Source organism: Micromonospora sp. NPDC048999, assembly GCF_040649295.1.
In the GTDB taxonomy this organism is placed as follows: Bacteria; Actinomycetota; Actinomycetes; order Mycobacteriales; family Micromonosporaceae; genus Micromonospora.
On record NZ_JBEZFI010000003.1, the window covers coordinates 63,280 to 83,534 of the forward strand.

Annotated in this window: 20 protein-coding genes; 17 read left to right on the forward strand and 3 right to left on the reverse strand. The window is 71.3% G+C overall.

Features of this window, described 5'->3' with window-relative positions; genetic code table 11:
- Positions 1-16 precede the first annotated feature (16 nt).
- Positions 17-970, forward strand: coding sequence for an SDR family NAD(P)-dependent oxidoreductase (locus AB0C02_RS06765; RefSeq protein ID WP_357541947.1), 954 nt, complete (start codon positions 17-19; stop codon positions 968-970).
- Here the strand turns inward: AB0C02_RS06765 and gabT are convergent.
- Complete coding sequence (gabT, locus tag AB0C02_RS06770; protein WP_357541949.1) at positions 877-2,148, reverse strand: 4-aminobutyrate--2-oxoglutarate transaminase; 1,272 nt, start codon at positions 2,146-2,148, stop codon at positions 877-879. The two genes, AB0C02_RS06765 and gabT, sit on opposite strands and share 94 nt — an antisense overlap.
- A gap of 5 nt (positions 2,149-2,153) precedes the next feature.
- Positions 2,154-3,590 carry a gamma-aminobutyraldehyde dehydrogenase gene (locus tag AB0C02_RS06775; RefSeq protein ID WP_357541951.1) on the reverse strand — a complete coding sequence of 479 codons (1,437 nt, stop codon included), beginning with the start codon at positions 3,588-3,590 and terminating at the stop codon, positions 2,154-2,156.
- 141 nt (positions 3,591-3,731) lie between these two features.
- Between AB0C02_RS06775 and AB0C02_RS06780 the strand changes: the two genes are divergently transcribed.
- The 3 genes from AB0C02_RS06780 (at position 3,732) to AB0C02_RS06790 (ending at position 6,130) form a co-directional block, all read left to right on the forward strand.
- Positions 3,732-5,171, forward strand: coding sequence for an aldehyde dehydrogenase family protein (locus AB0C02_RS06780; protein WP_357541953.1), 1,440 nt, complete (start codon positions 3,732-3,734; stop codon positions 5,169-5,171).
- A 29-nt stretch (positions 5,172-5,200) separates the two neighbouring features.
- Positions 5,201-5,365, forward strand: a complete 165-nt coding sequence (locus AB0C02_RS06785; protein WP_357541955.1) for a DUF2625 family protein — start codon at positions 5,201-5,203, stop codon at positions 5,363-5,365.
- A gap of 315 nt (positions 5,366-5,680) precedes the next feature.
- Positions 5,681-6,130, forward strand: coding sequence for a transposase (locus AB0C02_RS06790; RefSeq protein WP_357541957.1), 450 nt, complete (start codon positions 5,681-5,683; stop codon positions 6,128-6,130).
- Positions 6,131-6,424: 294 nt separating this feature from the next.
- Here the strand turns inward: AB0C02_RS06790 and tnpA are convergent, their stop codons facing one another.
- The gene (tnpA, locus tag AB0C02_RS06795) at positions 6,425-6,856 is read right to left on the reverse strand and encodes an IS200/IS605 family transposase (protein ID WP_357541959.1); all 432 of its coding nucleotides are present in this window, start codon (positions 6,854-6,856) and stop codon (positions 6,425-6,427) included.
- Positions 6,857-6,892: 36 nt separating this feature from the next.
- Here tnpA and AB0C02_RS06800 point away from each other — a divergent pair, with 36 nt between their 5' ends.
- From AB0C02_RS06800 to efeB, 13 genes are all read left to right on the forward strand, one after another.
- Positions 6,893-8,029 (forward strand): transposase, encoded by a 1,137-nt coding sequence (locus tag AB0C02_RS06800; protein ID WP_357541961.1) that lies wholly within the window; start codon positions 6,893-6,895, stop codon positions 8,027-8,029.
- A 272-nt stretch (positions 8,030-8,301) separates the two neighbouring features.
- A complete protein-coding gene (locus AB0C02_RS06805; protein ID WP_357542368.1) occupies positions 8,302-8,436 on the forward strand; it encodes a toxin glutamine deamidase domain-containing protein in 135 nt (44 codons plus the stop codon).
- A gap of 121 nt (positions 8,437-8,557) precedes the next feature.
- On the forward strand, positions 8,558-9,139 hold the full coding sequence (locus AB0C02_RS06810) for a DinB family protein (RefSeq protein WP_357541963.1): 582 nt from the start codon (positions 8,558-8,560) through the stop codon (positions 9,137-9,139).
- A gap of 21 nt (positions 9,140-9,160) precedes the next feature.
- A complete protein-coding gene (gene nfi, locus AB0C02_RS06815; protein WP_357542370.1) occupies positions 9,161-9,832 on the forward strand; it encodes a deoxyribonuclease V in 672 nt (223 codons plus the stop codon).
- A 121-nt stretch (positions 9,833-9,953) separates the two neighbouring features.
- The gene (locus AB0C02_RS06820) at positions 9,954-10,949 is read left to right on the forward strand and encodes a hypothetical protein (RefSeq protein ID WP_357541965.1); all 996 of its coding nucleotides are present in this window, start codon (positions 9,954-9,956) and stop codon (positions 10,947-10,949) included.
- 208 nt (positions 10,950-11,157) lie between these two features.
- Positions 11,158-11,370, forward strand: coding sequence for a Trm112 family protein (locus AB0C02_RS06825; protein ID WP_089009243.1), 213 nt, complete (start codon positions 11,158-11,160; stop codon positions 11,368-11,370).
- Positions 11,367-12,563, forward strand: a complete 1,197-nt coding sequence (locus tag AB0C02_RS06830) for an SIS domain-containing protein (RefSeq protein ID WP_357541968.1) — start codon at positions 11,367-11,369, stop codon at positions 12,561-12,563. The genes AB0C02_RS06825 and AB0C02_RS06830 overlap by 4 nt, the downstream gene beginning before the upstream one ends.
- A 51-nt stretch (positions 12,564-12,614) precedes the next feature.
- Positions 12,615-13,622: a cation diffusion facilitator family transporter gene (locus AB0C02_RS06835; RefSeq protein ID WP_357541970.1), complete on the forward strand. Its 1,008-nt coding sequence runs from the start codon at positions 12,615-12,617 to the stop codon at positions 13,620-13,622.
- A gap of 2 nt (positions 13,623-13,624) precedes the next feature.
- Positions 13,625-14,779, forward strand: coding sequence for a mannose-6-phosphate isomerase, class I (manA, locus tag AB0C02_RS06840; protein WP_357541972.1), 1,155 nt, complete (start codon positions 13,625-13,627; stop codon positions 14,777-14,779).
- A 307-nt stretch (positions 14,780-15,086) separates the two neighbouring features.
- The gene (ahcY, locus tag AB0C02_RS06845) at positions 15,087-16,586 is read left to right on the forward strand and encodes an adenosylhomocysteinase (protein WP_357541974.1); all 1,500 of its coding nucleotides are present in this window, start codon (positions 15,087-15,089) and stop codon (positions 16,584-16,586) included.
- A 188-nt stretch (positions 16,587-16,774) separates the two neighbouring features.
- Positions 16,775-17,659, forward strand: coding sequence for an iron uptake transporter permease EfeU (efeU, locus tag AB0C02_RS06850; RefSeq protein ID WP_357541976.1), 885 nt, complete (start codon positions 16,775-16,777; stop codon positions 17,657-17,659).
- Positions 17,660-17,688: 29 nt separating this feature from the next.
- Positions 17,689-18,819: an iron uptake system protein EfeO gene (gene efeO, locus AB0C02_RS06855; protein ID WP_357541978.1), complete on the forward strand. Its 1,131-nt coding sequence runs from the start codon at positions 17,689-17,691 to the stop codon at positions 18,817-18,819.
- A 23-nt stretch (positions 18,820-18,842) separates the two neighbouring features.
- Positions 18,843-20,156, forward strand: a complete 1,314-nt coding sequence (efeB, locus tag AB0C02_RS06860; RefSeq protein WP_357541980.1) for an iron uptake transporter deferrochelatase/peroxidase subunit — start codon at positions 18,843-18,845, stop codon at positions 20,154-20,156.
- The last annotated feature ends 99 nt before the right edge of the window (positions 20,157-20,255 follow it).

Below are 20,255 nucleotides of genomic sequence, written 5' to 3' on the forward strand. Positions count from 1 at the left end.
GGAGAGGTGGTCCGTCATGCCGCCGGAGGAGACCGCCACGTGGACCGACGGGCCGGTCTCCGGCGCGGTGCGTGCCCCGCGCCGGCTGCGCCACCCGGGCCGGTTCCGCGCCCGCTACGGCCCCTGGGCGCTCGTCACCGGCGCGTCGTCCGGCATCGGGCGGGAGATCGCCGGGCTGCTGGCCGGTGCTGGGCTGCACCTCGTCCTCGTCGCCCGGCGGCGGGACCTCCTGTGCGCCCTGGCCGACGAGCTCACCGCCCGGTACGGCGTACAGGTCCGGGTGGTCGATGCCGACCTCGCCACACCGGCCGGGGTGGACGCCGTCGTCGCCGGCAGCACGGATCTCGACGTGGGGCTGCTGGTGGCCGCCGCCGGGTTCGGCACCTCCGGGGCCTTCCTCGACGCCGACCCGGCGGTTGAGGCGGACATGCTGGACGTCAACTGCCGGGCGGTGCTGGCACTGACCCAGCGGTTCGGGCGGCGACTGGCCGCGCGCGGTCGCGGGGGCGTGGTGCTGCTGGCCTCGCTGATGGGCTTCCAGGGCACCCCGCACGCCGCCTCGTACGCGGCCACCAAGGCGTATGTGCAGGCGCTCGCCGAGGCGCTGCACGTGGAGTGGAAACGCCTCGGCGTAGACGTGCTGGCGGCGGCGCCCGGCCCGGTACACACCGGCTTCGCGGCCCGCGCGGGGATGCGGATGGCGCTGGCCGCCCGCCCCGCCGACGTAGCGGCACCCGTCCTCAACGCGCTCGGCCGTCGCAGCACGGTGCTGCCCGGCGGCCTGGCGAAGCTGCTCACCTGGTCGCTGCGGCCGCTGTCGCGCCCCCTGCGGGTCCGAATGATGAGCGTGGTGATGCGCGGGATGCTCGACGAGGGTCAGCCGAACGCTGCCTCCAGGATGTCCAGGCCCCGGGCCAGTTCGTCGTCGGAGATGACGAGCGGGGGCAGGAAGCGCAGCACATTGCCGTAGGTGCCGCAGGTCAGGGTGAGCAGGCCGGCGGCGTGGCAGGCCGCCGAGATCGCCCCCGTGGCGGCCGGGTCCGGGGTCAGCGTCCCGGGCTGCACGATCTCCACGGCGAGCATGGCGCCGCGACCGCGTACCTCGGCGATGCGCGGGTCGCGGGCGGCGATCGCGCGCAGCCGGTCGCCCAGCACCGAGCCGATCCGTCGGGCGGCGGCGGCCAGGTCCAGCTCGTGCATGGTCTCGATCGCCGCGAGCGCGGCCGCGCAGGCGATCGGATTACCGCCGTACGTGCCGCCGAGGCCGCCCACGTGCACCGCGTCCATCAGCTCCGCCCGCCCGGTCACCGCGGCCAGCGGAAGCCCGCCGGCGATGCCCTTGGCCAGGGTGATCAGGTCCGGCTCGACGCCCTCGTGCTGGCAGGCGAACCAGTCCCCGGTCCGGCAGAAGCCGGTCTGGATCTCGTCGGCGATGAAGACCACCCCGGCCGCCGTCGCCCACTCGCGCAGCGCCGGCAGGAACCCCTCGGCGGGTACGACGAAACCGCCCTCGCCCTGGATCGGCTCGATCAGCAGCGCGGCCACGTTCTCCGCGCCGACCTGCTTCTCCACCATCTCGATGGCCCGGGCGGCGGCGGTCGCCCCGTCCAACCCACCGTCGCGCAGCGGGTACGACATCGGCACCCGGTAGATCTCCCCGGCGAACGGCCCGAACCGGTGCTTGTACGGCATGTTCTTCGCGGTCAGCGCCATGGTCAGGTTGGTCCGGCCGTGGTACGCGTGGTCGAAGACCACCACCGCCGGCCGCCCGGTGGCGTGCCGGGCGATCTTGACGGCGTTCTCCACCGCCTCGGCACCCGAGTTGAACAGCGCCGAGCGCTTCTCGAAGCTGCCCGGGGTCAGCGCGTTGAGCTGCTCGCAGACCGCCACGTACGACTCGTACGGTGCGACCATGAAGCAGGTGTGAGTGAAGCGCTCGACCTGCGCCCGGACCGCCTCGACCACCTTCGGCGCGGAGTTGCCCACGTTGGTGACCGCGATGCCGGCGGCGAAGTCGATCCACTCCCGCCCGTCGACGTCGGTGATGGTGCCGCCGCCCGCGTGGTCCACGTACGCCGGAATGACGCTGCCCACGCCACGGGCGACCGCCGCGCCCCGCCGCTTGTGCAGCTCGTCGGAAGAAGTCATCGGTATCAGCCCTCGATGTTGTGCATGACGTGCTTGATCCGGGTGTAGTCCTCAAGGCTGTAGACCGAGAGGTCCTTGCCGTGGCCCGAGTGCTTGAAGCCGCCGTGCGGCATCTCGGAGATGAACGGGATGTGGGTGTTCACCCAGACGCAGCCGAAGTCGAGCCGGCGGGTCATCCGCATGGCCCGGCCGTGGTCCCTGGTCCAGACCGAGGCGGAAAGACCGTAGTCGACGCCGTTGGCCCAGCGCACCGCCTCGTCCTCGTCGGAGAACCGCTGCACGGTGATGACCGGCCCGAACACCTCCTGCTGGATGACCTCGTCCTGCTGACGCACTCCGCTGACCACGGTGGGGGCGTAGAAGTAACCCCGCGTGCCCTGCTGGGATCCCCCGGTCTCGACGTTCGCGTGGTCCGGCAGGCGGTCCACGAAGCCACGTACCCGGGCGAGCTGGTTGGCGTTGTTCAGCGGGCCGTAGAGCACGTCCTCGTCGTCCGGCGCGCCGGTCTTCGTGTTGCGGGCCTGCTCGGTGAGGGCGGCGACGAAGTCGTCGTAGACGCCGGGACCGGCGAGCACCCGGGTGGCGGCGGTGCAGTCCTGGCCGGCGTTGAAGTAGCCGCCCACCGCGACCGCCTCGGCCGCCGCCGCGATGTCCGCGTCGTCGAAGAGCACCACCGGGGCCTTGCCGCCCAGCTCCAGGTGGGTCCGCTTCAAATCCGGGGCCGCCGCCGCGGCGACCTCCATGCCGGCCCGGGTCGAGCCGGTGATCGACACCAGCTGCGGGGTGGGGTGGGAGACGAGGGCACGTCCGGTGTCCCGGTCGCCGCAGACGACGTTGAACACGCCCGGCGGGAAGAACTCGGACGCGATCTCGGCCAGCAGCAGCGTCGAGACCGGGGTGGTGTCCGACGGCTTGAGCACCACCGTGTTGCCGGCCGCGAGGGCCGGGGCGATCTTCCAGACCGCCATCATCAGCGGGTAGTTCCACGGGGTGACCTGGGCGCAGACGCCGATCGGCTCGCGCCGCACGTACGAGGTGTGGCCCGCCAGGTACTCGCCGGCCGAGCGGCCCTCAAGCAGCCGGGCGGCACCGGCGAAGAAGCGGAACTCGTCGACGGCCGGCGGCAGCTCCTCGTCGGCGGTGAGCTGGCGGGGCTTGCCGGTGTTGCGCACCTCGGCGTCGACCAGGTCGGCGGCGCGGGCCTCCACCGCGTCGGCGAGCTTGAGCAGGGCTTTCTGCCGCTCGGCCGGGGTGGTGTCCCGCCACGTCTCGAACGCCGTGGCGGCGGCCTTCATCGCCGCGTCCACGTCCGCGGCTCCGGAGACCGGCGCCTGGGCGAAGACCTCGCCGGTGCACGGGTCGATCAGGTCGGCGTAGCCGCCGTCCACCGGGTCGACGTACTCGCCGTTGACGAAGTTGCGCAGCTGCTGCTGATCACTCATCAGAATGTCTCCGAGGGTGGCCGGGGGGAAGGTCTGCGGAGGTTATCGCAATCTGACTGCCATCTTGGCCACTGAATCCGTAACAGACAAGGGTTGAAGCAACTGTTTCCGCGCGGGCCTGCGTCGTCTACGCTGCCGATCGTGGAGCCGAGAGCCTTCTTTGTCGCCGGTCGCCCCGCCCACGGCGAGGGCGAGCTGACCGTCACCCACCCGTACGACGGCCGGACGGTGGGGCGTACCACCCTCGCCACGGCCGACCAGGTCGAAGCCGCCGTCGCGGCAGCCACCGGCGTCGCCGCGGCGGCCGCGGCCCTGCCCGCGCACGCCCGGGCGGCGGCCCTGGACCACGTCTCCCGGCGGCTCGCCGAACGTGCCGACGAGGTCGCGGCCCTGATCACCGCCGAGAACGGCAAGCCGGTCAAGTGGGCGAAGGCCGAGGTGGGCCGGGCAGTCTCCACGTTCCGGTGGGCGGCCGAGGAGGCCCGGCGATTCTCCGGCGAACTGCAGCGGCTGGACACCGACCCGGCGGCCAACGGGCGGATCGCGCTGGTCCGGCGGGTGCCCCGGGGCCCCGTGCTGGGGATCGCGCCGTTCAACTTCCCGCTCAACCTGGTCGCGCACAAGGTCGCCCCGGCCATCGCCGTCGGCGCGCCGATCGTCGTCAAGCCGGCCCCGGCCACCCCGCTGTCCGCGCTGCTGCTCGGCGAGATCCTCGCCGAGACCGAGCTGCCCGAGGGGATGTTCTCGGTGCTGCCGCTGCCCAACGAGCGCGCCGCCGAGCTGGTCGCCGATCCCCGGCTGCCGGTGGTGTCGTTCACCGGCTCCGGGCCGGTCGGCGCGGCCATCCGCCGGGCCGCCCCGGACAAGCACGTCACCCTCGAACTGGGCGGCAACGCGGCGGCGGTGATCTGCGAGGACTGGTCGTCCGACGAGGACCTGACCTTCGCGGCGCACCGGATCGCCACCTTCTCCAACTACCAGGCCGGGCAGTCGTGCATCGCCGTGCAGCGGGTCTACGTGCACGAATGGCTCTACGACGGCTTCCTGCCCCGACTCGTCGCCGCAGTGCAGGAACTGCGGACCGGGGACCCGGCCTCGGAACTGACCGACGTCGGGCCGCTGGTCTCCGTCGAAGCGGCCCAGCGCGTCGAGGCGTGGGTCGACGAGGCGGTCGCCGCCGGTGCCACCATCGAGGTCGGCGGACGGCGGGAGGGCGCTACCTACCCGCCGACGGTGCTGTCCGGCGTGCCGTCATCCGCGAAGGTCTGCCGGGAAGAGGTCTTCGGGCCAGTGCTGGTGGTCAGCCCGATCGCAGACGACCAGGCCGCGTTCGCCGCGGTCAACGACTCGGCGTACGGGTTGCAGGCGGGGATCTTCACGCACAACCTGCAGACCGCCTTCCTCGCGTCCCGCACCCTGGAGGTCGGCGGGGTGATCGTCGGGGACGTGCCGTCGTACCGGGCCGACCAGATGCCGTACGGCGGGGTCAAGGGTTCCGGTGTCGGGCGGGAAGGGCTGCGCAGCGCGATGGACGACTACACCGAGCCGCGCGTCATGGTGCTGACCGGGCTGGTGCTGTAGCCGCCTGGCCCGTTCGACAGGCTGGGCCGATGGAGTCAGCGTGGGATGAGGTAGCGGCGGCGGTCGCCGCCGCGCCGTACCTGGTCGAGGTACTGCCGGCCGAACCGGCCCGAGCGGCCGCCTGCCTGGCTGCCTTGGAGATCACCACCCGGTCCTGGCTCGGCGCGGTGGCCGCCAACACCGGTGGGCTGTAAATCCGTCGCGAAAGCTACAGAGGTTCGAATCCTCTACGCGCCACCGGGTGCGACAAGGCCCGTGACCAGCAGAGATGCCGGTCAGGGGCCTTTGTCGGCTCTTCGAACTTGAGCGGGGTTCGCGGCTGAGTCGACCCGAGAGTGAAGCGCTCGCAGCTCGTCAGTGATCATCTGAGTGTCTAGTTCGGATGGTCACAAGTGAAGAGCTGCGAGCATGGTCAACGATACGACCCGGCTGCTGGGCCTGGACGGCCGCCGCCGCATGACCCTGACCCAGCGGGGGCGCCGCGGTCGCGGCAGCGACCCGGAATGGGGATGCGTAACCGGCTGACCCGCTCGGCCGCCCGCATGCCCGGCAAGCACGTCGACCACCTCGTCGACACCCTCGAAGCCCTACCCGCGGCGATCGGCGCTCCGATCCTGACCGCGTGGAACGCGAAAGAAGACCTGCTTGACCTTCTCGCGACCGCCCGCACTCAGCCCAACCGGGAAGACGTCCACCGGCTGCTGCACCGCTTCTACACCCGCTGCGCCGCCTCTGACCTGCCCGAACTCCACCGGCTCGCCACCACGATCGAGACTTGGTGGCCACAAATACTGGCGTTCCTGGCCACCGGCATCACCAACGCCGGCTCGGAAGGAACCAATCGGGTTATCGAGACCATCGCCCGCGACGCCTACGGCTTCCGAAATCCCGAAAACCAACGCCTACGCACCCGCACCGCCACCACCCGACGACACCGCGGACACCTCAACCCCGCTTAAGTTCGAAGAGCCCCTTTGTCGTGGGTCTCGCTGAATCTCAGGTTTAGCCACTTAATCCCGCGCCGCGGAGTCCATGGGCCACGTCATCGGGAAACGGCCAGGATGGTTGACGGCTTTGCGGCTCTGGGCGCCACTCGGCGGAGTAGGCGAGGTGGGACCCCGGAAGCACGTTGAAGTGCACCAGGAAATTGATGCAGGAATCGCAGGGCAGCCCCGCCAGCATGCCATCCGAGGAATCAGCGGAATCTAGCGAGGAATCCCGGCCGTTTAGGTTTAGGGCCGGGAGGAATCGCGTTACGGACCTGGACGCTTCTGGTTGGCGATGTATTGCTTGACGGTTTCCAGCGGGGCTTCGCCGCAGGACGCGGCGAAGTGGGACGGTGACCACAGGCGGCCGTGCATGAGGTGCCGGTTGATGTGGCCGGTGAACTCTTTGCGCAGGTAGTGGGCGGACACGCCTTTGAGGGAGTTGACGAGTGTGGAGATCGCTAGCTTCGGGGGGTGGCGCACAAGCAGGTGCACGTGATCGTCCTCGCCGTTGAACTCGGCCAGGTCAGCCCCCATGCCGGCGCAGACGTCGGCCATGACCTGCTCGCACCGGGTGAGCATCGCGTCGTTGAGTACGTCGCGACGGTACTTGGTGATGAAGACCAGATGCACGTGCAGATCGTGGACAACGCTGCGGCCCCGCCGAATATCCGGGTCCGAGGTCCATCCCGGTGACACAGGCCGGACGGTAGACTGTGGACGGTGAAGATCGTTGTGCAGGTGCGCCTGTTTCCTGACGTCGGCCAAGAGGCGGCGTTGCGGGACACGCTGACCTTGTGCAACGAGGCCGCGAACCTCGTCTCCGCCGAGGCGTACCGGACGCGGGTGTACGGCAAACAGTCGTTGCAGCGGCTCACATACGGGCGGCTGAAGGGAATGGGCCTGTCGGCTCAGCCAGCGATCCACGTCGCACGCAAGGTCGCTGGCACGTACACCGCCCTGAAATCCAGCATCCTCGCCGGGAACCTCGGCAAGCCCGGGTCGAAACGCCGCCGCAAGGCCGAGGCAAAGCCGATTGCGTTCCGCCGGGATGCCGCACAGCCGTTCGACGACCGCTGCCTATCGTGGCAGATAGCCGACCGCACGGTGTCGATCTGGGCCGTCGGCGGCCGGTTGAACCGAGTTCGGTTTGCTTGCTCCGAGCAGCAGTACTCCACGCTGGTCACCCACCGTAAGGGCGAGTCCGACCTGGTGCACCGTGATGGCAAGTGGTACCTGTACGCCACCTGCGACATCCCTGACGCCCAGGTGAAGCAGCCTGACGGGTTCCTCGGTGTGGACCTGGGCATCGCGAACATCGCCACCACCAACGACGGCACCCGACACAGCGGCAAAGGCTTGAACCGGGTGCGCCACCGTAACCAGCGGCTGCGGGCAAAACTTCAGCGGATCGGCACCAAGTCCGCCAAGCGGCTGCTGAAAGCCCGCCGACGTAAGGAAGCCCGGTTCGCGACCGACACCAATCACCGCATCGCCAAGCAGATCGTGGCCGAGGCCGAACGCACCGGCCGCGGGATAGCCCTGGAAAACCTCACGGGCATCCGCGACCGGGTACGGCTCCGACGGCCCCAGCGGGTCACACTGCATTCGTGGGCGTTCCACCAACTCGGCCAGTTCATCGCCTACAAAGCGAAACGGACCGGAGTGGCGCTCGTCCACGTCAACCCGGCGTACACCTCGCAGGGCTGCTGCGCCTGCGGGCACATCGCAAAGGCGAATCGCCTCAACCAATCCACCTTCCGATGCACGTCGTGCGGCTTCGCTGAGCACGCCGACGTCAACGCAGCCCGCAACATCGCCACCCGCGGTGCCGCGGACTGGGCAGCCGTCAGCCTGCCAAACGCGGCGTGACCGATGCAGCCAGCACCGAGCACGATCTGCAAGCTCGGCCCCCTCGGGGCGGAGAAGTTGACCTGTCTCGACTGCACCGCTTTACGACACCTGGACGCACGGCTGGCCGCAGGTCTCCGCGTCGCGTACCTTCGACGGCTACCTCCACGGGGACGTCCGCAGTCCCGTGAACGGCGAGGAGGACGGGCCGCGCCGGGTCGAGGAGGTCCCCGGCGGGCGGTTCCAGAAGCTCTGCGCCGACGTCGACCCGGCAACCGACCTCGGGGCAGCAGCTGGTCGAACGCGGCTACCCGGACCTGCACGGGCAACTGTTGGCGGGTGGCCACGGCTGCTACGCCTTCCTCATCACCGCTTGGCTGGGCGGCGCATCACACGCCTGGGTGGCGCTGTGCGCCGGACGTTCGTGATGTTCGAGGAGCAGTTGCGGCAGGCCGGCGACCCCGGCGCCGACCCGACCATCGCGACCGGCTGACGGCGGGAGGACGGATATGCGTTGCGAGCGGCGGGGCGGTGGGCGAGGGTCCCGGCATGACTGACGCGCGTACCAGCACCGACCACCCCACACCCCAGTTCGCCTGGTCGAACATGTTTGTCACGCCGGAGGACGATCCGCGCTCCGACGGCGGCTTCGACGACGAGCGGTCCACCCTCGTGGGATATCTCCGGGATCAGCGCCTCACCGTCGAGCTCAAGTGCGCGGATCTCGACGCCGAGCAGTTGGCCCGCCGCTCCGTACTCCCGTCGAAGATGTCGCTGCTTGGCCTGGTGCGGCACCTCGCGGAGGTGGAGCGCAGCTGGTTCCGTCGGGTGCTGGCCGGCCAGGACGTGCCGAAGCTCTACTCGCCCCCGGGCGAGCGGGACGGCGCCTTCGACGGAGCGGTCGCGGATCCGGCGGTGGTGGCGGAGGCGTGGGCCACCTGGCGGGCGGAGATCGCCTTCGCCGACGAGTTGGTGGCGGCGACGCCGGACCTGGGCATCCGGGCCCGGATGCCCGACGGGGAAGAGATCAGTCTCCGCGAGTTGCTGGTGCACATGATCGAGGAGTACGCCCGACACAACGGCCACGCCGATCTGCTGCGTGAGCGGATCGACGGCCGGGTGGGCCAGTAGCCGAGGACGGTGACCCGGGTGATGCCGTACCAGCCGCCGGCCGACGTCGCGGAGGCGATGCGCGTACAGGAGGAGCTGCGGTCACGGGTGGATCTGGTCGGGCCGGGTCCGACCGCGCCCACGACGGTGGCCGGCCTCGATGTCGCGTACGCGGAGAGCGGTGACCGGCTCGCGGCGGCCGTCACGGTGCTGGACGCCACCACTCTTTCCGTGGTCGACGAGGCGGTCAGTGTCGGGCGACCCGCCTTCGGGTATGTGCCAGGGCTGTTCGCGTTTCGCGAAATGCCCGCGCTGCTGGCCGCCCTGGACCGGTTGACCGTGCGCCCCGAGTTGCTGGTCTGCGACGGCCACGGGCTCGCGCACCCGCGTCGGTTCGGGCTGGCCTGCCATCTCGGCCTGGTCACCGGTCTGCCCGCGATCGGGGTGGGGAAGACGCCGCTGATCGGCGAGTGGGCGGAACCGGGACCGGAGCGGGGCGCCTGGACGCCGCTGTGCGACGGCGGTGAGGTGGTCGGTCGGGTGCTGCGTACCCGGGACGGGGTGAAGCCGGTGTTCGTCAGCGTCGGTCACCGGATGAGCCTCGCCAACGCCGCCGACCGGGTGCTGGCGTTGACGCCCCGGTACCGGCTGCCGGAGACCACTCGGACGGCCGACCGGTTGTCCCGGCGGGCGCTGGCCGCCGCACCGGCCTGACCGTCGCCCGGCGTGTCGCGGCGCACATGTCGAGCGCTCGATGGGCGGGTACCACTCCGCGCCGGTAGTAGCCTGACCCGGCGCACCCCGTCGGGGTGGGAACGGTGAGGTGGAGATGTCGATGAGGCGGCACGCGGCGCGGTTGGCCACGGTCGGTGTGATGCTGTGCGGCCTGGTGGCCGTGGGGGCGTCCCCGGCGCTGGCCGCCGACGACCGGGTGAACGTTCGTTCGGCCCGCAGCTTCACTGCCGGTGGGTCATCGGAAACGGTCGCGGTCGAGGTGCGCAAGCGCACCGGCGGCTGCGTGCAGCTGCGCACCGGTCTGGGGCTGCGGCTCGACGGTGTTCGGGCCGACCAGGTCCGGGTGGAGGTCAACAGCGGTGGGCGGTGGCTGCCCGTCGGGCTCTCCGGTGGCGACGGCGCGGTCGCTACGGCCGCCACCGCACCGGACAAATCGACCGTCTGCAAGGGCAAGGGGATGACGGTTCGTTACCGGGTCGCCTTCCTGGCTGGCGCGCCGGGTGGTCGGCTGACCGTGGTCGGCGTCGCGAGCACCGCCGCCGGTCGGCTTCTCGGCCAGGCCGACACCTCCGCTCGCGTGGTGGGCGGGGCGAAGGCGGCGAGCCCTTCGCCGACGCCGACGCGGAAACCGTCCCCGACCCCGAGCGCCGTCGTCACCCCGTCGTCGGACGACGACGATCCGCCGACCGCCATGGCGGCCTTGGCCGCCCCGGCCGTCGGGTCCCGCGCCGATGCGCATTCGTCCTCCGGAGGTTCCCCAGTCATGTGGTTCGGCATCGGCCTGGTGCTCGTCGGCGTCGCCCTGATCGTGCTGCTGGTCCGGCGCAACCGCGCGGACCGGTCCGACGGGCACGCGGTCGCCTACCCGCAGGTCCCGTCGGCCCGCGGCGCGGGTGGCACCACCTACCGCTCCGAGGCGCCGGCGGGACGGGTGTACGGGCAGAAGCCGCCTACCCCGACCGTCTATGGCGGGGGTTCGTCGCCCCGTCCGGCTGGCAACGTGTACGGCGCGGCCGCGGCGAACCGGCCGGCCGGCGAGTCGCCGGCAGCCCCGGGTGGCGACGCGACCAGCGTGCTGCCCGACGGGCCCGGCTGAGCCGGAGCCCGGCCGCCCATCCGGAGTTACGGTGACGGTGTGTGGCGGCGACCCGACGCGAGTTGGTGCCACGGTGACCGGTGAGCGTGGAAACCGGCGGATGATCCCCGCTGCGTGACGCGGCTTCCGTACCGGTTCGCCGCTAAGATCGCGTGCGCCGGTCGGTGCCGCCGACCGGTCAGACCGCATACGTGGAAGGAGCCGCGACGTGGCCCTGGACCCGCAGTTGCTCGAGATCCTCGCCTGCCCGGACACACACCACGCTCCGCTCGACTACGACCCGCAGGCCCAGACACTCACCTGCACCGAATGCGGTCGGATCTTCGAGGTCCGCGACGACGTGCCGGTGCTGTTGCTGGACGAGGCGCGCGGTGGGCCCGCGGCGGACGACGCGCGCGGCGGCTCCGCGCCGCAGCGATGATGGAGGGTGCGGCTGGGGTCAGCGGGCACCGGCACGCCGACGAGTCGCTGCTGGACAACCCCGACCTGCTGACCGAGCGGGATCCGGGTGGCATGCTCCGGTTCACCGCCTCCGCCGGTGCCCAGGTGCGCGAAGCGGCCGCGCTGACCGCCGAGGCGAATCTGAGCGTGCTCGCCGACGAGGGCCGACCGCGCGCGGTGGTCATCGCCGGTATCGGCACCGCTGGGCGGACCGGGGACGTGCTGGCGACGGTGGCCGGGCCGCGTTGCCCGGTGCCGGTGATCCCGCACCGCAGTGCCGGTGTGCCGGGCTGGGTGGGCGCGGCCGACGTGGTGATCGCGGTCAGCGCCTCGGGTCGCAGCCCGGAAGCGCTGGGTGCCGCCGAGGCCGCGCATCGGCGGGGCGCCCGTCTGGTCGCCGTCGGCGCTCCGGATTCGCAGCTCCAGTCGGTGGCCGAGCGGGCCCGGGCGCCGTTCATTCCGGTGCCCCGGCGCGCCCCGGCCCGGGCGAGCCTTTGGGCGCTCACCGTGCCGGTGCTGCTCGCCGCCCGTACGCTCGGGCTGGTGAAGGTGAACGAGGCGGACCTGGCCGAGACCGCGGCCCGGTTGGACGCGGACGCCGACCGCTGCCGCCCCGCCGCCGAGTCCTTCGTCAACCCGGCGAAGTCGCTGGCTCTGGGCCTGGCCGGGTCGATTCCGATCGTCTGGGGTTCGTCCCCGCTGGCCACCGTGGCCGCCCGCAGGTTCGGTGACACGCTTTCGGCCAACGCCCGCTATCCGGTGGTGACCGGGGCGCTGGGTGAGGCCGGGCGGGGCCGGGTCGGCCTGCTCGACGGGGTCTTCGGCGGGCTGGTTGAGGGGGAGCGGGACATCTTCGCCGACCCGGCGGAGGCCGACCCGGATGCCACCCGGTTGCGGTTGGTGCTGCTGCGTGACGGCGGGCTCACCGCGGGAGACGACACCGACGAGCCCCTCGCGGTGGAGGAGCGGCGGGCCGACGCGGTGCAGACCCTGGCCGAGCGGCGCGGGGTGCGCTGCGACGTGGTCACCGCCGAGGGCGGTTCCGCGCTGGAGCGGCTGGCTTCGCTGCTGGCGGTCCCGGACTTTGCCTCGGTCTACCTCGCCCTGGCGCATGGCCTGGACCCGATGGCCGTGCCGGCCGTCTCCGAGATGAAGGAACTGGCGAATCAGTGAGCGGGCGGAGCGGGGTGGCGGCGTGAGAGAGCGGAGAGAGGTGGTGGCGGCGTGAGCGCCGATGGCGGAACGAAGGCGATCGTCGCCGCCCTCGCGGCGAACGTCGGTATCGCCGTCACCAAGTTCGCCGCGTTCCTGCTGACCGGTTCCTCGTCGATGCTGGCCGAGGCCATCCACTCGGTGGCCGACTCCGGCAACCAGGGGCTGCTGCTGCTCGGCGGCCGGCGGGCCAAGCGGGAGGCGACGCCGCAGCACCCCTTCGGGTACGGCCGGGAGCGCTACATCTACGCGTTCATCGTGTCGATCGTGCTGTTCAGCCTCGGTGGCCTGTTCGCGCTCTACGAGGCCTACCACAAGTGGGCGCACCCGTCGCCGATCACGAGTTGGCAGTGGGCGCCGGTGGTCGTGCTGCTGGTCGCGGTCGGGATGGAGTCCTTCTCGTTCCGTACCGCGATGAAGGAGTCCAACAGGCTCCGGGGCAGCCAGTCGTGGGTGCGGTTCATCCGGCGGGCGAAGGCGCCCGAGCTGCCGGTGGTTCTGCTGGAGGACTTCGGCGCGCTGGTTGGTCTGGTGTTCGCGCTGGTCGGCGTGGGGATGACCCTGGCCACCGGTAACGGCAGGTGGGACGCGTTCGGCAGCGCGATGATCGGTTTGCTGCTGGTGACCATCGCGATCATCCTCGCGGTCGAGACCAAGAGCCTGCTGATCGGGGAAGGCGCCGAGCCGAAGGAGTTGGCCGCGATCGAGCAGGCCGTCACCGGCGGCCCGGAGGTCGAGCGGATCATCCACATGAAGACGCTCTACCTGGGCCCGGAGGAGCTGATGGTGGCCGCGAAGGTCGCGGTGGCGGCCTGTGAGACGGCCGAGGAGGTGGCCCGGGGCATCGACGCGGTCGAGGCGCGGATCCGCAGCGCGGTGCCGATCGCCCGGGTGATCTACCTGGAGCCGGACATCTACCGCGCGGCGGCCGACCGGGCGGGTACGGGTACCGCGTCCCGTCCGGCGGTGAGGGAGTCGGATGCCGGGTCCGACGGAGTGCCCGGGCGGACCGGGGGCTGACCGTGGAGCTGTTGCAGGGCCGGATCCGGGATTACGCCTGGGGCTCTCGTACGGCGATCGCACAGCTACAGGGACGCCCGGTGCCGAGCGACGGGCCGGAGGCGGAGCTGTGGCTGGGCGCCCACCCGGGTGCCCCGGCCACGGTCGAGCGAGCCGGTGCCCCGGTCAGCCTCACCGAGTTGCTGGTAGCCGAGCCGGACCACTGGTTGGGTGAGCGGCTCGTCGGCCGGTTCGGCATCCGGTTGCCCTTCCTGCTGAAGGTGCTGGCCGCGGACGCTCCGTTGAGCCTGCAGGCCCATCCGGACGCCGAACAGGCGCAGGCGGGGCACGCGGCCGACGCGGACCGGGTCAACTACGTGGACCCGTACCACAAGCCGGAGTTGCTGGTCGCGCTGTCGGAGTTCGACGCGCTCTGCGGGTTCCGCGACCCGGCGGTGTCGGCGGCGGCGCTCGCCGCGTTCGGCGTACCGGCGCTGGAGCCGGTGGTGGCGGCGTTGCGGGCCGGGCCGGCGGGGCTGCGGGAGGCCGTACGCCTGCTGTTGAGTTGGCCGGAGGCGGAGCGGCCCGGGCTGGTGGCGGACGTGCTGGCGGCGGAGGCCGGCGGGCCGGACGCGACGTTGGCCCGTGGCCTGGCGGTCGACTATCCGGCTGATCCGGGGGTGCTGGTGGCGTTGCTGCTGCACCACGTCCGGCTGGCGCCGGGCGAGGCGATCTGGATGCCGGCCGGCAACCTGCACGCCTACCTGTCGGGCACCGGCGTGGAGATCATGGCGGCCAGCGACAACGTGCTGCGCGGTGGCCTCACGCCGAAGCGGGTCGACGTGCGCGAGTTGCTGCGGGTGCTGCGGTTCGAGGTGCTCGACGAGCCGGTGGTCGCGCCGGTGCCGGTGGCGCCCGGGGTGGTGACCTGGCCGGTGCCGGTCGAGGATTTCGCCCTGCACCGGGTTGAGTTGACGGCCGACGGCCGGGGGGCGTGGCTGGCGCTGCCGGGGCCGCGGGTGGTGCTCTGCCGGGCCGGCCGGCTCACCGTCGACGACGGGGTGGGCACGGTGGTTCTTGAGCCGGGGCAGGCTGCGGTGGGGTCCGCGGCGGCCGGTGGTCCGCTGGTCATCGGCGGCGAGGGCGAGGCGTTCGTCGCCACCTGCGGCCTGCGTTGATCCCGGGATGAGCAGCCGGAGGAGTCCGACTTTCCCGAAATGGCTTGACGCGGCCTTTGCTCAGTGTGAGCCTTTGAGTGCGCAGCGTTGTCGCGATGAAGGTCTCGGTAACGCGCGGGGAACCAAACCGGGGGGATGCACGGGGCGGCCGGGCCGTGGGCGGAGAGTCTGTCCACGACCGACCGCCCCGTGCGCTGTCCGCCGACCGGGTCGGGCGTCATCGGACAACCGGGCATGGGTGGAGAAGGCCACGCGCGTAAGCTGAAGGGCTGCGCGGCACTTCGTTCGACGTTCGACAGGAGCTTCCATGACCAGTACCCTCCCGGCGGCCACCAGTGGCGCGTCGTCCGGAGCCCGGCCGAGCACCCTCGCCGGGGGCGACTACAAGGTGGCGGATCTGTCGCTCGCCGAGTTCGGGCGTAAGGAGATCCGGCTCGCCGAGCACGAGATGCCCGGGCTGATGGCGATCCGACGCGAGTTCGCCGAGGCGCAGCCGTTGGCCGGCGCCCGCATCACCGGTTCGTTGCACATGACCATCCAGACCGCCGTCCTGATCGAAACCTTGGTCGCGCTGGGCGCGCAGGTCCGCTGGGCGTCGTGCAACATCTTCTCCACCCAGGACCACGCCGCCGCCGCGATCGTCGTCGGCCCGAACGGCACTGCCGAGGCGCCGGCCGGTGTTCCGGTGTACGCGTGGAAGGGCGAGAGCCTGGAGGAATACTGGTGGTGCACCGAGCAGGTGCTCGCCTGGCCCGACGGGCAGGGCCCGAACATGATCCTGGACGACGGCGGGGATGCCACTCTGCTCGTGCACAAGGGCGTCGAGTTCGAGCGGGCCGGCGTCGTGCCGCCGGTGGAGTCCGCCGACTCGGAGGAGTACGGGGTGATTCTCGGGCTGCTGCACCGTTCGCTGGCCGAGGACGGCCAGCGCTGGACGCGGATCGCCGCCGGCATCAAGGGTGTCACCGAGGAGACCACCACCGGTGTGCACCGGCTCTACGAGATGAACCGGGCCGGCACCCTGCTCTTCCCGGCCATCAACGTCAACGACTCGGTGACCAAGAGCAAGTTCGACAACAAGTACGGCTGCCGGCACTCGCTGATCGACGGCATCAACCGGGCCACCGACGTGCTGATCGGCGGCAAGATGGCGGTCGTGCTCGGTTACGGCGATGTGGGCAAGGGCTGCGCCGAGTCGCTGCGTGGCCAGGGCGCCCGGGTGGTGGTGACCGAGGTCGACCCGATCTGCGCGCTCCAGGCGGCGATGGACGGCTACCAGGTCTCGACGCTGGACGACGTGGTCGAGCAGGCCGACATCTTCATCACCGCCACCGGCTGCTTCGACGTCATCAGCAACGAGCACATGGCCCGGATGAAGCACCAGGCCATCGTCGGCAACATCGGCCACTTCGACAACGAGATCGACATGGCCGGCCTGGCGAAGCGCTCGGACGTCACCCGGGAGAACATCAAGCCGCAGGTCGACCTGTGGAAGTTCGCCGACGGCCACGCCATCATCGTGCTGTCCGAGGGGCGCCTGCTGAACCTGGGCAACGCGACCGGGCACCCGAGCTTCGTGATGTCGAACTCGTTCGCCAACCAGACCATCGCCCAGATCGAGCTCTTCACCAAGCCCGAGGAGTACCCGGTCGGGGTGTACGTGCTGCCCAAGCAGCTGGACGAGAAGGTCGCCCGGCTGCACCTGGACGCGCTCGGCGCGAAGCTGAGCACTCTCAGCAAGGAGCAGGCCGCCTACCTCGGTGTGTCGCAGGAGGGCCCGTTCAAGCCGGACCACTACCGCTACTGAGCCATGCCCGGGAGGGACCGGGGTCGACCGCCGCGCGGTCGTCCCGGTCCCTTTCGCGTACGTGGGGCGTTTGTCAACCGTCTCAGCGGGTGACGTTGTCGTGAACGACTTGACGCGACCCCTGATCGGGAGGAAGGTATGGCTGCCCTAACTTAGCCGAGGCGTGCCTAACCAGTTACGGAGTATCGATGTTCGCCACCTACCTGATCGGCCTGCGGGAGGGCCTGGAGGCGACCCTGGTGGTCAGCATCCTGGTCGCCTTCCTGGTCAAGTCAGACCGCCGCAACCGGCTGCCGCACGTGTGGCTCGGAGTCGGTCTGGCCGTGGCGCTGTCGGTCTTCTTCGGCTGGGTGATCGAGTACACCTCGAGCGCGCTGCTCAACACCTCGAAGCAGCGCGAGCTCTTCGACGCCGTCACCTCGGTCGCCGCCGTGGTCTTCGTCACCGGGATGATCTTCTGGATGCGCAAGGCCGCCCGGAGCATCGCCGGTGAGCTGCGCGGCAAGCTCTCCGAGGCGCTCGCCGTCGGCGCGTTCGCGGTGACCGGGATGGCCTTCCTCGCGGTCATCCGGGAGGGCCTGGAGACCGCACTGATCTTCTACTCCGCCGCCGAGAGCGCGGCCGGCGGCCTCGGCCGTGGCCCGCTGCTCGCCCTGGCCGGTGGTATCGCCACCTCCGTGGTGATCGGCTTCCTGCTCTACCGCAGTGCCCTCAAGCTCAACCTGGGCAAGTTCTTCACCTGGACCGGCGCGCTGCTGATCCTGGTCGCCGCCGGCATCTTCAAGTACGGCGTGCACGACTTCCAGGAGGCCGACGTGCTGCCCGGCCTCAACAGCCACGCCTTCGACATCTCCTCGGTGCTCGACCCGGGCAGCTGGTACGCGACCCTGCTGAGCGGCATGTTCAACATCACCGCGGCGCCGAGCGTGCTCGAGATGGTCGCCTGGGTGGCGTACGCGGTGCCGGTGATGGTGCTCTTCCTGCGCAAGCCAAGCAGCCCGAGCAGCCCGGGCAAGCCGGCCGCCCCGGCACGGCCGGCCACGACCCCCGCCACCACCCCCCAGAGCGCCTGACCGTCCCGCCTCAGAGGAGACCAGAACCGATGCGTACCAGTCGATTCGTCGTGCCCGCCGCCGCCGGGCTGCTCGCCGTCGCCGGACTGGCCGGCTGCGGGGGCGGTGGCGACAAGAAGGACGCGAAGGGTGGGCCGATCGCGGTCAAGGCCACCGACACCGTCTGCGAGGTCGGCGTCACCGAGATCGAGGCCGGCCAGGTGACTTTCACCATCACCAACTCCGGGTCCAAGGTCAACGAGTTCTACGTCTACGCCGCTGGCGACCGGGTGATGGGCGAGGTGGAGAACATCGCTCCCGGGCTGAGTCGCGAGCTGCGGGTCGAACTGGCCGCCGGGACGTACGAGACGGCCTGCAAGCCCGGGATGATCGGCCGGGGCATCCGGGGCGCGCTGAAGGTCAGCGGCACCGCCCCGAGCGTGGCGCCCGACGCCGCGCTGACCGAGGCCACCGCCAGCTACCAGCGGTACGTCAACAGCCAGACCGACGCGCTGCTGACCAAGACCGAGGAGTTCGCGGCCGCGGTCAAGGCCGGCGACGTGGCGAAGGCCAAGGCGCTGTACCCGGTGGCCCGCACCTACTTCGAGCGGATCGAGCCGGTCGCGGCGAGCTTCGGTGACCTCGACCCGAAGATCGACGGCCGGGAGGAGGTCATCGAGGAGGGCATGGAGTTCACCGGCTTCCACCGGCTGGAGAAGGACCTCTGGACGACTGGCGACATCAGCAAGGACGGCCCGATCGCCGACCAGTTGGTCGCCGACGTCAAGGCCCTGGTGGAGAGGGCCAACGCCGAGAAGCTCACCCCGCTCCAGCTCGCCAACGGCGCCAAGGGGCTCCTGGACGAGGTCGCCAGCAGCAAGATCACCGGCGAGGAGGAGCGCTACTCGCACACCGACCTCTGGGACTTCAACGCCAACCTGGAGGGCTCCAAGGCGGCCATCGCCGCGCTGCGCCCGGCGCTGGAGCAGCGTGCTCCCGAACTGGTCGCGCAGCTCGACACCGAGTTCGCCAACGTCGAGGCCGCCCTCGGCAAGCACCGGGTCGGTGACGGTTGGAAGCTGCACACCCAGCTCAGCAAGGCCGAGCTGAAGGAGCTGTCGGACAGCATCAACGCGCTGGCCGAACCGGTCAGCAAGGTCGCCGCGGTCGTCGCCCGGTGACGACCGGGCCGGAAGGTGAGGCGATGAGCGAGCAGGGCACCGAGGCGGCAACCGCCGGAGCGCCGCGCGGGGGCATCCTGTCCCGGCGGCGGGCCATCACCCTGGCCGGGGTCGGCGTTGCCGGCGTAGCCGGGGTGGCGGCCGGCGCGGGCGCCCTGATCGGCGACGGCACCCATGCGGCCGCCACCGACGCGGCCGCCGGGGCGGTGCCCTTTCACGGCGAGCACCAGGCCGGCATCACCACTCCCGCCCAGGACCGGCTGCACTTCGTCGCCTTCGACGTGATCACCAAGGACCGGGCGAAGCTGGTCGCGCTGCTGCAGGAGTGGACCGCGGCCGCGGCCCGGATGACCGCCGGCAAGGACGCCGGGCTGGTCGGCGCGGTCGGCGGTGTGCCGGAGGCCCCGCCGGACGACACCGGTGAGGCGCTCGGGCTGCCTCCGTCGCAGCTCACCCTCACCATCGGCTTCGGTCCGACGCTGTTCCGCGACGCCCAGGGTGTCGACCGGTTCGGCATCGCCGACCGGCGGCCCGCCGCCCTGGCCGATCTGCCGCACTTCGCCGGGGACGCGCTCAAGCCGGACGTCTCCGGTGGCGACATCTGCGTCCAGGCCTGCGCCAACGACCCGCAGGTGGCGGTGCACGCCATTCGTAACCTGGCCCGCATCGGGATGGGCGTGGTCAGCGTCCGCTGGTCGCAGCTCGGCTTCGGGCGTACGTCGTCGACGTCGCGGGACCAGGCCACCCCGCGTAACCTGTTCGGCTTCAAGGACGGCACCGCCAACCTGAAGGCCGAGGACGCGGGGCTGCTGCGCGAGCAGCTGTGGGCCCAGCCGGGCGACGGGTCGGACTGGATGACCGGCGGCTCGTACCTGGTCACCCGGAAGATCCGGATGTTGATCGAGACGTGGGACCGCAGCTCCCTGGCCGAGCAGGAGCAGATCGTCGGGCGGACCAAGGGCGTCGGCGCGCCGCTGGGCAGGGCCCGCGAGTTCGACGAGCCGGACCTCGCCGCCAAGGGCGACGACGGGCAGCCGGTCATCGCCGAGACCGCACACGTCCGGCTCGCCCACCCCAGCCAGAACGGCGGTGCCCACCTGCTGCGCCGCGGCTACAACTTCGTCGACGGCTCCGACGGGCTGGGGCGGCTCGACGCCGGGCTCTTCTTCATCGCCTACCAGCGCGACCCGCGCCGGCAGTTCGTGCCGATCCAGACCCGGCTCGCCCGCCACGACGCGATGAACGAATACCTGCGGCACGTCTCCAGCGGGCTGTTCGCCTGCCCGCCGGGCGTCCGCGACGCCGCCGACTGGTGGGGCAGCACGCTCTTCTCCTGACCGGCCCGCCCACGTCCGGGGGGTCTGACCAGGGCAGTGACTCGGGGTGAGGTGGCGGCGGCGACGCGCTCGGGGGATCATGGTGGCACGACCGGTCCT

Coding starts and splice junctions, on each gene's coding strand:
- AB0C02_RS06830 (WP_357541968.1), top strand. CDS start 11,367: ATGATGGAGGGTGCGGCTGGGGTCAGCGGGCACCGGCACGCCGACGAG.
- AB0C02_RS06790 (WP_357541957.1), top strand. CDS start 5,681: ATGCGTAACCGGCTGACCCGCTCGGCCGCCCGCATGCCCGGCAAGCAC.
- nfi (WP_357542370.1), top strand. CDS start 9,161: ATGCCGTACCAGCCGCCGGCCGACGTCGCGGAGGCGATGCGCGTACAG.
- efeO (WP_357541978.1), top strand. CDS start 17,689: ATGCGTACCAGTCGATTCGTCGTGCCCGCCGCCGCCGGGCTGCTCGCC.
- AB0C02_RS06785 (WP_357541955.1), top strand. CDS start 5,201: ATGGAGTCAGCGTGGGATGAGGTAGCGGCGGCGGTCGCCGCCGCGCCG.
- AB0C02_RS06765 (WP_357541947.1), top strand. CDS start 17: ATGCCGCCGGAGGAGACCGCCACGTGGACCGACGGGCCGGTCTCCGGC.
- ahcY (WP_357541974.1), top strand. CDS start 15,087: ATGACCAGTACCCTCCCGGCGGCCACCAGTGGCGCGTCGTCCGGAGCC.
- AB0C02_RS06775 (WP_357541951.1), bottom strand. CDS start 3,590: ATGAGTGATCAGCAGCAGCTGCGCAACTTCGTCAACGGCGAGTACGTC.
- AB0C02_RS06810 (WP_357541963.1), top strand. CDS start 8,558: ATGACTGACGCGCGTACCAGCACCGACCACCCCACACCCCAGTTCGCC.
- efeU (WP_357541976.1), top strand. CDS start 16,775: ATGTTCGCCACCTACCTGATCGGCCTGCGGGAGGGCCTGGAGGCGACC.
- gabT (WP_357541949.1), bottom strand. CDS start 2,148: ATGACTTCTTCCGACGAGCTGCACAAGCGGCGGGGCGCGGCGGTCGCC.
- AB0C02_RS06820 (WP_357541965.1), top strand. CDS start 9,954: ATGAGGCGGCACGCGGCGCGGTTGGCCACGGTCGGTGTGATGCTGTGC.
- efeB (WP_357541980.1), top strand. CDS start 18,843: ATGAGCGAGCAGGGCACCGAGGCGGCAACCGCCGGAGCGCCGCGCGGG.